This is a genomic window from Anaerotignum sp. (genome assembly GCF_051877975.1).
In the GTDB taxonomy this organism is placed as follows: Bacteria; Bacillota; Clostridia; order Lachnospirales; family Anaerotignaceae; genus Anaerotignum_A.
This window is the reverse complement of sequence record NZ_JBJEJK010000003.1, coordinates 17,511-29,704: the sequence shown is the minus strand read 5'-3', so window position 1 is coordinate 29,704 and position 12,194 is coordinate 17,511. Positions and strand designations below refer to the sequence as shown.

General features: G+C 46.1%; 10 protein-coding genes and 1 other annotated feature. Of the genes, 1 reads left to right on the top strand and 9 read right to left on the bottom strand.

What is annotated here, in order from left to right; all coding sequences use genetic code 11:
• The first annotated feature begins 62 nt into the window (after positions 1–62).
• Complete coding sequence (locus ACI39P_RS00375) at positions 63–422, top strand: VOC family protein (protein WP_439718735.1); 360 nt, start codon at positions 63–65, stop codon at positions 420–422.
• A 257-nt stretch (positions 423–679) separates the two neighbouring features.
• Here the strand turns inward: ACI39P_RS00375 and ACI39P_RS00370 are convergent, their stop codons facing one another.
• The 9 genes from ACI39P_RS00370 to ACI39P_RS00330 form a co-directional block, all read right to left on the bottom strand.
• On the bottom strand, positions 680–1,807 hold the full coding sequence (locus ACI39P_RS00370) for a YibE/F family protein (protein WP_439718734.1): 1,128 nt from the start codon (positions 1,805–1,807) through the stop codon (positions 680–682).
• A 24-nt stretch (positions 1,808–1,831) separates the two neighbouring features.
• Positions 1,832–3,361: an alkaline phosphatase gene (locus tag ACI39P_RS00365; RefSeq protein WP_439718733.1), complete on the bottom strand. Its 1,530-nt coding sequence runs from the start codon at positions 3,359–3,361 to the stop codon at positions 1,832–1,834.
• A 234-nt stretch (positions 3,362–3,595) separates the two neighbouring features.
• Complete coding sequence (locus ACI39P_RS00360) at positions 3,596–3,934, bottom strand: cupin domain-containing protein (protein ID WP_439718732.1); 339 nt, start codon at positions 3,932–3,934, stop codon at positions 3,596–3,598.
• A gap of 14 nt (positions 3,935–3,948) precedes the next feature.
• Positions 3,949–4,473: a ferredoxin domain-containing protein gene (locus ACI39P_RS00355; RefSeq protein WP_439718731.1), complete on the bottom strand. Its 525-nt coding sequence runs from the start codon at positions 4,471–4,473 to the stop codon at positions 3,949–3,951.
• A gap of 123 nt (positions 4,474–4,596) precedes the next feature.
• A complete protein-coding gene (locus tag ACI39P_RS00350) occupies positions 4,597–7,230 on the bottom strand; it encodes a valine--tRNA ligase (protein WP_439718730.1) in 2,634 nt (877 codons plus the stop codon).
• Between the two features lie 62 nt (positions 7,231–7,292).
• Positions 7,293–7,517 (bottom strand) — a binding site (T-box leader).
• 223 nt (positions 7,518–7,740) lie between these two features.
• Positions 7,741–8,892, bottom strand: a complete 1,152-nt coding sequence (gene ftsW, locus ACI39P_RS00345) for a putative lipid II flippase FtsW (protein WP_439718729.1) — start codon at positions 8,890–8,892, stop codon at positions 7,741–7,743.
• 22 nt (positions 8,893–8,914) lie between these two features.
• The gene (gene murD / locus ACI39P_RS00340; protein ID WP_439718728.1) at positions 8,915–10,273 is read right to left on the bottom strand and encodes a UDP-N-acetylmuramoyl-L-alanine--D-glutamate ligase; all 1,359 of its coding nucleotides are present in this window, start codon (positions 10,271–10,273) and stop codon (positions 8,915–8,917) included.
• 26 nt (positions 10,274–10,299) lie between these two features.
• Positions 10,300–11,289, bottom strand: a complete 990-nt coding sequence (mraY, locus tag ACI39P_RS00335; protein ID WP_439718727.1) for a phospho-N-acetylmuramoyl-pentapeptide-transferase — start codon at positions 11,287–11,289, stop codon at positions 10,300–10,302.
• A 1-nt stretch (position 11,290) separates the two neighbouring features.
• The coding region (locus tag ACI39P_RS00330) for a Mur ligase family protein (protein WP_439718726.1) at positions 11,291–12,194 on the bottom strand (904 nt) is incomplete at its 5' end.

Here is a 12,194-nt window from a genome sequence, read left to right as displayed (position 1 = left end):
ATTTATTAAGTTTTCAAGGTACATTTATGTATCTAAAAGATATTATACGAGGAGGTATTTTCATGTTTACATTCAATCATTACAATTATAACGTTTTGAATCTGGAAAAAAGTATTGCTTTCTATGAAGCTGCCCTTGGTCTGAAAGAAGTGCGCCGTAAAGAAGCCCCGGATGGCAGCTGGAAGCTGGTTTATCTGGGCGACGGAAGAACAGGCTTTACGCTGGAACTGACCTGGCTGAGAGATAGAAAAGAACCTTATAATCTGGGAGAAAATGAATTCCATCTGGCATTTAAAGCCGATGATTTTGAAGCAGCTCATGCAAAGCATAAAGAAATGGGCTGCATCTGCTTTGAAAACCCCGAGATGGGTATCTATTTCATCAATGACCCCGATAATTATTGGCTGGAAATCATCCCCTGATATATGGATAACGCCCAATATTTCGAACAGATTCTATATAATTCAATAAAATAAAAGCTGCAAATGAAGGCAGCGGTTATGAATAATCATAGCCGCTGCCTTCAAAATATAAGTAAGGGAAGAGTGATTGAACCCCCGCCGAAGTCCGGCTTCAACGCAGATACAATTTGAAAAAAATTTATGTATCATATCGCAGCACTCCGTTGCAGCGAAGCTCTGCGTGATTGCCACAGGATGTTTCCTGCGCTTCTCCTCCGTCAATGCTGCTTCTCGCCTGCCAAAAGAATCCCTGCCGCCAGTGCGGTCAATGGTGCTGTGGTTACCAGTCCAAAGCTGCCTACCAAGGTATGAAGGATTTCCGCCGAAACATATTTATAATTAAAGATATTGTAAAGGGGAGTGCCCTGCGCCATAAAAACCATCAGCAGAGCCACATAGCCGCCGGAATAAGCCAAAAGCAATGTGGTCGTCATCGTCCCCATAGCTGCCCGCCCCACATTCATGCCGCTTTTTGCCGCTTCCCACCGGGAAATATCCGGCTTTTTGTCTACAACCTCCCGGATGGCGGAAGTGATATCGACCGCCAGGTCCATCACCGCCCCGGAAGAACCAATAAAAATACTTGCCATAAAAATTTCAGTCAAGTTCAAATCCTGATACCCGCTGTACAGCAAGCTCTCTGAATAAGACATTACTGCGCCATGTATTTTGAATGCTTTCGTGAAAATAATACCTAAAACTGCTGTCACCAGCAATCCCGCTGCCGCCCCCAGCACTGCCGAGGCTGCACGCCTGTCAAATCCATACACTAGTGAAATGATGATACCTGTCAGCAGCAGCGTCACGATCATACCAACCCCAACCGGGTTCACACCTTTCAAATACAAGGGTACTAATATCTTCCAGATACACAAAACGGTCACACCGAAGGAAAGGATGGCTCTGAGGCCTGTCTGTCCTGCGAAAAGCAGCAGGAACACAGCAAACATACCTGCCAGAAGAAATTCTACGTGAATGCGGTAATGGTCGATCATCGTTACCGAGCCGATCTCGTCCCCCTGATAGCTGACCACCACCTGGGCTTTATCCCCCACTGCAAAAATCTTATCCTGTTCTAAAGAACCATTCAGCAGATTGCAGCCGTTTACGATTTCTCCTTTGAATTTTCCGCCCAAAAGTTCCAATGTACAGCTTTGCTCGCCGGAACGTACCAGACCTGTATCAATAATCATACTGTCATCCACTTCCAGCACCTTTGCTGCACAGCGATCCATCCCCTGATAGATTACCGCCCCTTCATACCCTGTAGGAAGAAGGAACAAAATCATCAGAAACACCGCCGAAACGATGACCGGCAAATAATACCGCTGTTTTTCCTTTTCCATCCTCTCTCCTCCGTTGTCACTGGATTATTTCACTTTCAAAATTTCTGCCATGTTGGCATAGATATCTGTATTATCATAATAGCCTTCAAACAATTCCTGTCCCTGTCCCTTTGCAAATACTGCTACGGGCAGGCCTGTATGGGCGTAAGATGCAAAATTGATCCCGGATTTATTATTCAGGATATGGGTGATCGTTACGGTCAAAGGTTCATAGCTGCCATAAAGAACATACTCTTCCTGATTCAAATCGGCCGTATCGCCGCTCATGGATTTTTCATAGGCTGCTTTCAGCTTGCTCATTTCGTAATCTGTCAGAACCAGCTTAGGGTTCTTCGCTGCATCCGGATCAGATGCGGCCATCAGACCAAAGTTTGTTTTGATATCCTTCAGCACGTCAGCAAAAGGTGTTTTGTTTGCTTTATAGTTTGCTACATATTCTTCATCAAATTTTGCATAGGAAATTTTCTGATTTGTCAGATTTGTCAGGTAAGTATCGTAGTCTGTACCGGCATAACCAATCGTCAGGCCGCCTGTTTCATGATCGCCTGTGACCAAAATCAGTGTTTCTTCGGGATGCTCTGCATAAAATTTCAATGCTACATCGACAGCATCACTCAGGGCAACAGTATCTGCAATGGTAGAGCCCGCATCGTTGGCATGGCAAGCCCAGTCAATTTTACCGCCTTCTACCATCATAAAGAAGCCCTTGTCGTTATCCAGCACTTCAATCCCCTTTTCTACATAATCCTTCAGTGCCCATTCGTTTGTTTCTCTGTCATTTTCATAAGAGATGGAGTCTTCATCTGCCAGCTTTTCTGCAATCACAATAGATTTGCCGTCTTTTTCGGATAGCTTCTCTGCCTCAGCCTGTGTTGTAACTACCTTGTAGCCCGCTTCTTCTGCCACGTCATAAATATTTTCCTTATCACCATCATTGCCTTCCGGTTTCAGCAGCGCACCGCCCGCAAAGTAATCAAAACCACTTTCTACCAATTCTTCCCCAATCTCATAATAATTTTTTCTGCTTTCCTGATGGGCATAGAATGCTGCTGGTGTTGCATGGTTCAAATTCACAGATGTTACGATACCAACTTTGTAGCCCTTTTGCTCTTTCAGCTTTTCTGCAATGGTTTCAAAAGATTTTGTCTTTGTTTCATCCATGTTGATCACGCCGCTATGGGTCTTTTCCCCGCTGGCAATGGATGTTGCTGTGGAAGCGGAATCCGGGCAGAAGGATGTGGAATCATAGGTTGCAGCAGAACCCGCCACAGGGAAGTTCATAAAAGAAAGATTTTCGCCGCCTTTTACCAATTCCTTCCCTTCATTTTTCACTGCTCCCAAATAATCGGAAGCTGCCTGAAACTGGGGATAGCTCATGCCATCGCCAATAAACAGAAACACATATTTCGGCGTTTTATATTTTACTGCTGCGTCAGATGATGTTGTCTTTGCTTCTGCAATCACCGAGCCGCCCATAATATCATGGTAAGCCGTCATCGTGCCTGCCACAGTCACAACTGCCAAAGCGGTTGTCAGTCCTTTTTTCCAATTCATATCAATACCCTCCTCAAAGTAATGCTCCATTTTACCCTGCGGTTTTTCGCCGCTGGTACAGGTATACCATAGGAAAAATCTCTCCGCAATAGAATTTACAAAAGGCTAACGTCCCCATAAAAAAGCTTTACAAACCAACATTTTTTCTTCTCTTTTCTTTTACGAACATTTAAACTTCCGCAAAGAAAAACGACGGGGAATTTCCCGCCGTAATTTTCAAAAAAATATATTTTATCAAATAAAGTCTTCTCTCATAGGTGTAAATGCATCCATCACCAATGTTTTCTCCAATGCAATGATAGCATGGGGCACATCAGAGCCTACCATGACACTATCCCCCGCCTGCACTTCTTTCGTTTCTGCTCCAACAGTATATGCACATTTACCGGAAATGATAGTAGAACATTGTTCATGGGGATGGGCATGGCTGGAAATCACTGCCCCTTTTTCCATTCTGATCTCACAAATCATCATATTTTCACTGTAGCCCAGCACTTTTCTTTCCACGCCTTCCCCTGCAGGTGTCACTGTCACATCTTTGCCAAATACAAATACTTCACTGCTCTTTTTCATATCATTTCTTCCTTTCATCTGTCAAAATATTTACTTTTCCCTGTCACACTCAAAGGAATGCCAAACCAAATAATATCGTTCCCTTCCATATCCATCCATGCCTTGCCAATGGAAAACATAATACGGTTATCCACAAAATCCATCTGCGCCACCACAGCCGCAGAGGATAACGCAATCCCCAAATTCACATAGTCAAAAGCACAGCTGCCTCCATTCTTCCCGCAATTGCCGCAGTTTTCAAAGCCGCAGAAGCCGCAATAGCTGAGCCCCAGACAAGCCTTCTTGGTTCCGATCAGCACCACCGCTTCAGAATCCCTTACGTTTCCTGCATCTCTTTTAAAAAAGGCATTGCTCTCTCCTGTTGATTCGAAAATTTCCTCCATTTTGTCCGCCAGCCTGTCTTTTTCTTCTCCCGTCAAAACCAGTGTTTCAATCCGGTCGATGCCTCTTCCTTTTGGTGCCGTTCTGGCAGCTGCACACATCTTTGCTGCCGTCATCATTACGCTTCTTTCTTCCAGTTCTCTGCTTTCATACCTCATCCTTCTGCCTCCTCTTTCCTGTGTGTAAACACATTACAATTCATATTCTTGCTCTATTTTCAATCAGCCTTTTTCTGAAAAAAGAGAAACCCCTCCGATTTCTCAGAAGGGGCTTCGCATAGCTTATTTTTTCAGCTGTGCCAGTCTTTCGTCTACCTGTGCCAGCATTGCTTTATATTTTTCTTCTTTTGCTTTTTCTTCTTCGATAACATGGGCAGGCGCCTTCGCAACAAAGCCCTGATTTGCCAGTTTCTTTTCTACACGTTCTACTTCCTTCTGCAGTTTTGCCTGTTCTTTTTCCAGACGTTCGATTTCCTTTGCGAAATCAACCAGCTCTGCCAGCGGCATATAGATAGTAGCATCTTTGATCACAACAGATACCGCATCTTCACCGATACCAGCTTTGTCAGCCTGTACGGTTACTTCGCTGGCGTGTCCCAGTGTCTTGAAGAATACCTTGGAATGTTCAAAGATATAACGAACTTCTTCGCTTTCGGAAACAACAAAAACGTGTACCTTCTTGGAAGGTGCAACGTTCATTTCCGCACGGATATTACGGATATTTCTTACAGCTTCCTTGATCGCATCGATTTCTGCTTCGTTTTCTTTGTAGTTCCATTCTTCTTTATACACAGGCCACTGGGAAATCATGATGCTTTCTTCTGTATCCTGAATATGCAGAAACAGTTCTTCTGTGATGAAGGGCATAAAAGGATGCATCAGCTTCAGGGCATTGATGAGAACCTGTTTCAGTGTCCACAGAGCCGCTTCTCTTGTACTGTCCTCTTTGTTATACAGACGGGGTTTCACCATTTCGATGTACCAGTCGCAGTATTCATCCCAAATAAAGTCGTAAACCTTCTGTGCCGCCAGCCCCAGTTCGTAATGATCCAGATTATCCTGTACTTCTTTTGCCAGAGTGTTTACCTTAGACAGAATCCATTTATCCGCAGAAGTCAGCATCAGCAGTTTTGTGCTTGTTTCTTCTTCCATATTCATCATAACGAAGCGGGAAGCATTCCACAGCTTGTTGCAGAAGTTTCTGCAGTTATCCAGTCTTTCCCAATAGAAACGCATATCGTTGCCGGGTGCATTCCCTGTAATCAGCATCAGACGCAGAGGGTCAGCACCATAATTTTTGATAACTTCCAGAGGGTCGATACCATTGCCCAGAGATTTGGAGAACTTACGCCCCTGATCGTCACGGATCAAGCCATGGATCAATACGTCATTGAAAGGTCTTTCACCCATCTGTTCCATGCCGGAGAATACCATTCTGATTACCCAGAAGAAGATGATATCATAACCGGTTACCAGTACGCTTGTAGGATAGAAATGCTTCAGTTCTTCTGTTTCATGGGGCCAGCCCAGTGTAGAGAAGGGCCACAGAGCAGAACTGAACCAGGTATCCAGCGTATCTTCATCCTGTCTGATATTGGCAGAACCACATTTTTCACATTTGCCGGGGTTTTCCTTCGCTACTGTGATATGACCGCAGTCATCACAATAGTAGGCAGGAATTCTGTGGCCCCACCAAAGCTGACGGGAAATACACCAGTCACGGATGTTTTCCAGCCAGTGCATATAGGTCTTGCCGAAACGTTCGGGGACAAATTTCAGTTCCTTATCCTGATAAACCTTCATTGCCGGTTTTGCCAGTTCTTCCATCTTAACGAACCACTGCAGTTTAATCATGGGTTCAATGGCAACATGGCATCTTTCGTGGCAGCCTACCGCATGGGTGATGTCTTCGATCTCAACCAGATAGCCTTCTTCCTCCAGCTGTTTTACGATTTCTTTTCTGGCTTCCATTCTGTCCATGCCTGCAAATCTGCCTGCCATTTCATTCATCGTACCATCATCATTCATCACGCAGATACGAGGCAGATCATGTCTCAGGCCAACTTCAAAGTCGTTAGGGTCATGGGCAGGTGTGATTTTTACAACACCTGTACCAAATTCTCTATCTACATAAGAGTCAGCAATGATAGGAACTTCTTTGTTCAGAACGGGAACAATACAGGTTTTACCGATCAGGTGCTGATATCTTTCATCTTCAGGATGAACTGCAACCGCTGTATCGCCCATCATTGTTTCCGGTCTTGTTGTTGCCAGTCTCAGTTTTTCATCAGAACCAACGATGGGATAGTTGATATGATAGAAATGGCCGGCTGTATCAACGTGTTCTACCTCCGCATCGGAAATAGTCGTCTGGCATTCCGGGCACCAGTTGATGATTTTTTCCCCGCGGTAAATATATCCTTTGTTATACAGTCTTACAAAGGTTTCCAGAACCGCTTCGGAGCAGCCTTCGTCCATAGTAAAACGAACACGGTCCCAGTCGCAGGAACAACCCAGCTTCCGCAGCTGATTCAAAATGATGCCGCCATATTCTTCTTTCCATGCCCAAGCTCTTTCCAGGAAACCTTCACGGCCAACATCTTCCTTTGTCAGCCCCTCGGAAGCCATTTTCTGAACAACCTTCAGCTCTGTGGAAATACTTGCATGGTCGATACCGGGTACCCACAGGGCATTATAGCCGGACATTCTTTTCCAGCGGATCAGAATATCCTGCATCGTGTTATCCAGTGCGTGGCCCATGTGCAGCTGCCCTGTGATATTCGGGGGCGGCATAACGATGCAAAAGGGTTCTTTTGTTTTATCTACTTCTGTATGGAAATATTTCTTTTCCATCCATTTGTTGTAAAGTCTTTCCTCTACAACAGAGGGGTCAAAATTCTTTGCCAACTCTCTCATTGTGATTTTCCTCCTATGTTTTTTATTTCACTGTGAATATAAAAGAAAAGAGCTTCCATCCTAAAAAGGACGAAAGCTCGCGGTACCACCTTCATTCCCGTTCCCATTGGAACGGACACTTTTCGGCCTGTAACGGGACCTCCCGTTTTCGCCTACACAAGGGTTTCCTCTTCAGCGAAACAACTCCAAAGCTACCTTCCACATCTTTCCTGCAAAGGGCCTTTCAGCCGATGAACCCTTCTCTCTGCACATTCTGGATGTGTACTCCTCTTTTTCTCTGTCTTTCACAGTGCTGTATTTTGTTCTATATCACAAAATTTTATTCAATTCATCCAATTTTGTCAAGGGTATTTTAGTAATTATTTTGTATACATCGAAAAGCAGAGAAAAAGCACTTCCTATCCGTTTTCTGAATAGAAAATACTTTTCATATTTCTTTTTCACAGCAGCAAAGCTCCTATTTTCATAGAAAACAGAAGCCTTCTCCGCTTTATGTAACATTCTCTTTATTTATTCTCTATCCTTGGGATAGCGGGAAATATTCAGCAAAATCCCGACCATGATCATCAAAAATACCAGTGATGTGCCGCCATAGCTGACAAAAGGCAAGGGCTGCCCTGTATTGGGAATCGTGTTTGTAACTACGCCAATATTGATGATAGACTGGAAGGCAATGACCGCCGTGATGCCTGTCGCTACCAGCATCCCAAAGGAATCTTTTGCATTTATAGCAATCTTGATTCCCCGCCAGATCAGCACCGCAAACAGAAGAATGACCAGCGCTGCGCCAACAAGCCCCAATTCCTCACAAATGATGGCAAAAATAATATCATTATAGGCTTCGGGGATAAATGTCTTTTGCCGGCTCTGCCCCAAGCCAAGGCCAAATAAGCCGCCGGAGGCCAAAGCATATAAAGACTGAATCGTCTGGAAACCGGCGCCCGTCGGGTCGCTCCAAGGGTCCAGCCAGGTCTGGATACGGCCTAATCGATATCTGAACTGCGGCAGCAGCACCGCAATGGCACAAAGGGGCAATGCCCCTGCAATCGCCGCCCCGAAATACCATACCCGAGGGCTGGCTATAAAAAGAATGGTCGCCCCCATCAGCCCTACCAACAAGGCAGAGGAAAAATTGGATACCGCGATCAAAGCCACAGGCAGCAGCAAAACACAACAGGCCTTTGCAAAGCCCTTGATATTCGCCAATTCCTTCCGATGGTCTATAACATAGACAGAAAGGTACAAAATGACAGCAATCTTCGTAAATTCCGAAGGCTGGAAGGACAAAGAACCAATTCCCAGCCATCGCTTCTGCCCGCCGGCTTCCGTCCCAAAGAAAGGCAGCATCGCCAGAAAAATATTGGAAAGCCAATAGGCCAGCCTTGCAAACCGCTTCCAAAAGGTATAGGGCACATTCATGCAGAACAGCATGGCACAAATGCCCAAAACCGCCCATACGCTCTGCCGCTTCAGGAAATAGAACATATCATTGTTGAACCGTTCTGTGGTCATCGTATAATAATAGCTGGAGCTGAAAATCATGACAACGCCAAAAAGCACCAGCGTCAGCACGATGAACATGACCGTGAAATCATATCCCAAAGGCTTGATATACTTCCGCTTCGCGGTTTTCTTTTTCGGTCTGCCAGGATTTCTTCCCATTTCTACACCTCGTCAAAGAGTTTTATTTTAAATATCCTCTTACCTGTTCCTTGAACAGATCGCCCCGCTGTTCATAGTTATCGAACATTCCCCAGCTTGCGCAGGCAGGAGAAAGCAGCACGCAATCGCCCAGTTCCGCCTTTGCTCTGCACAGGTCTACAGCTTCTTGGAAAGTCTCACAATCAGAAATTGCTGTAAAGCCGAATTTCTCAGCGGATGCCCGCACCTGGGGCGCTGTCACGCCAATCAAGACCAGATGCTTCACCCTGCCGGGGAAGAGCTTCGTCCATTCGTCAAAGGAAACGCCCTTATCATAGCCGCCGCCAATCAGCACGATGGGCTTTTTCATCGCCAGCACCGCACGGATAGACGCATCTACATTCGTCCCCTTAGAATCGTTATAATAATCCACACCATCTACAGTAGCAACGTATTCGATTCTGTGTTCCACGCCGGCAAAAGCTTTCAGAACCTTTCTAATGATATCCAGAGAAACACCGGCGCAAATGCCTGCTGCCGCTGCCGCCATGACGTTTTCATGGTTGTGTACGCCCAAAATCTGCAGGTCGTTTACATTGATGAGGGTTTCCTTAATACCATTCCAACGCACTTCGATAGTTTCCCCATCCAGATAGATACCTTCTTCCAGCTTTTCGGAAGAACTGAAGAAAAATACCTTTGCCGCTGTTTTCTCTGCCATTTTGCGGCAAACTTCATCCGCATGGTTCAGGATACAAAAATCTTCCGCTGTTTGTTTTGCAAAAACCCGTTCCTTCATGGCAATATAAACTTCCATAGTTTTATGTCTATTCAGATGGTCGGGCGTAATATTCAGCACCGCACTGATATGGGGATGAAATTCCTTCGCCTTTTCCATCTGGAAGCTGCTGATCTCTGCAACCACCCAGTCTTTTTCCGTCAGGCGTTCCACCTCGCCGCTGTAGGAAATACCAATATTCCCCACTACCGCAGTTCCGGGGTAAACTGCCTTCATGATTTCCCCGGTCAGGGTTGTTGTCGTCGTTTTGCCGTTTGTACCTGTGATTGCTGTGATGGGACAGGGTGTCAGGCTATAAGCCAGCTCCACTTCACTGATGACATTCACGCCAGCCTCCTCTGCCGCCGCAATAAAGGGCAGATCGCAGGGGATACCGGGGCTCAGCACAATCACATCCTGTGCACAGGCAATATCATCCGGGTTTGCGCCTGTGTAAAGGACAATTCCTTCGTTTTCCAAAGCAAGCACATCCGCAGGAATTTTTTCTCTTTTCTTCATATCCTGCAGGGTCACTGCCGCACCCAGTCTTTTCAGCAGCTTTGCCGCAGCAATGCCGCTTTTCGCCATGCCGCAGACCAGCGCTTTTTTACCATTGTATTCCACGTTTGATTCCTTCTTTCCGATTTCTGTTACAGGAACATATTTTTACAGCCTAAGAAACCGATCAGGCAAAGCAATGCTGTTGATACATAAAACAGCGTTACCACCTTTGTTTCTCTCCAGCCGCATTTTTCCAGATGATGATGGAAGGGAGCCATCTTGAACAGACGTCTACCTTCGCCGTATTTTCTCTTTGTGATCTTGAACCAGCCTACCTGCAGCATAACGGAAATGGATTCCCACAAATAAACGAATCCAACGATCACAATAAAGATGGGCATTTTCAGCACAAAGGCCGTAGAAGCCACAAAGCCGCCCAAAGCCAAAGAACCCGTATCCCCCATAAATACCTTTGCAGGGTAGGAGTTGAAAATCAAAAACGCCATCAGGCCGCCCATAATGGCACCGCACATAGGCGCCACCGTACTGCCTGCCGCCCAAGCCGCAATCATGAAGAAAGCCGCTACCAGCAAAGTCACCCCGCTGGACAAGCCATCCAAACCATCTGTCAGATTGACGCCGTTGACCGTACCCAAAACGGCTACGAACAGGAAGGGAATGAACAGAATCCCCAAATCCAGCATCATGCCTTGTGTAAAGGGTACATAGATGGCTGTACCGATGCCGCTTTTCAGCACATAAGAGCAGAACAGTCCTGTAACGATGAGCTGCAGCAGCAGCTTCTGATAGGCCCGCAGCCCCAAGGAACGTTTTTTCACCACTTTAATATAATCATCCAGAAAACCAATCAGACCATAGCACAGGGTCATTAACAAAATAGCTGCGCCATCCCGATTTCCTTTCAGGAAAAAGATGCTTGTGATCACGAAAGCCACCAGAAAGGCTACCCCGCCCATGGTAGGGGTGCCTTGCTTTGCCAAATGGGTCTCCGGCCCATCATCGCGGACGTTCTGGCCAAATTTCAGTTTTCTCAGCATCGGGATCACGATTGGACACAAAATAACACCAATCACGAAAGATATGATTATGGCATAGACTGCCTGTTCCAAAGAACCCACTTTAGTTCACTCCTTGCAATTTCGCTACCGTTTTTTCAAATTCTCTGCTGCGGGATGCTTTCAGCAGCACTGTATCCCCCGCTTTCAGGGCAGGGATACCTTTTTCCCAGAATTCTTCCTGTGTTTCCAGATAATATACTTCTTTCATCCCAGCTTTTTTCGCCGCATCTGCCATATAATCGCAGCACAGACCGATGCAGTACAGCACATCAATGCCTTTTTCCGCCGCATGGATGCCCACTTCTCTGTGTCCTTCTTCCGCATAATCGCCCAGTTCCCCCATAAAGCCCAATACAGCGATCTTTCTGCCTTTGGCATTGGCAAGGATATCCAAAGATGCCTTACAGGAAACAGGGTTGGAATTGTATACGTCATTCAGGATGGTGATACCATCCATGGTTGTTTCGATGCTCATTCTGTTTTTGGTGGACTGGAATCCCTCAATGCCGGCCTTCACCTGTTCCAGTGTCAGCCCCAGCTCCACGCCCACTGCCGCTGCGGAAAGGGCATTCAGCACCATATGCACACCGGGGATAGGGATATCCACATGCACATTGCCGATGGGGGTATGAATGGTGCAGGCCGTTTTTTCCAAGCCGATCTGCTCGATCTCATCCGCATAGAAATCCTTCTGATTTTCCACGCCAAACCAGCGTACCTTATGGGGCAGCTTGCCTTCCAATGTCTGCAGCATATCATTATCCCCATTCAGGATGGCAACGCCGTCTTTATCCAAATGGGCCAGCATTTCGCATTTTGCTTTCAGAATGCCTTCCCTGCTGCCCAAAAATTCCATGTGTGCCACGCCTACATTGGAAATGACGCCAATATTCGGGCGCACCGCCGCCGCAATTCTGTCCAGTTCACCGAAGTGGTTCATGCCCATTTCAATGACAGCCGCCTGA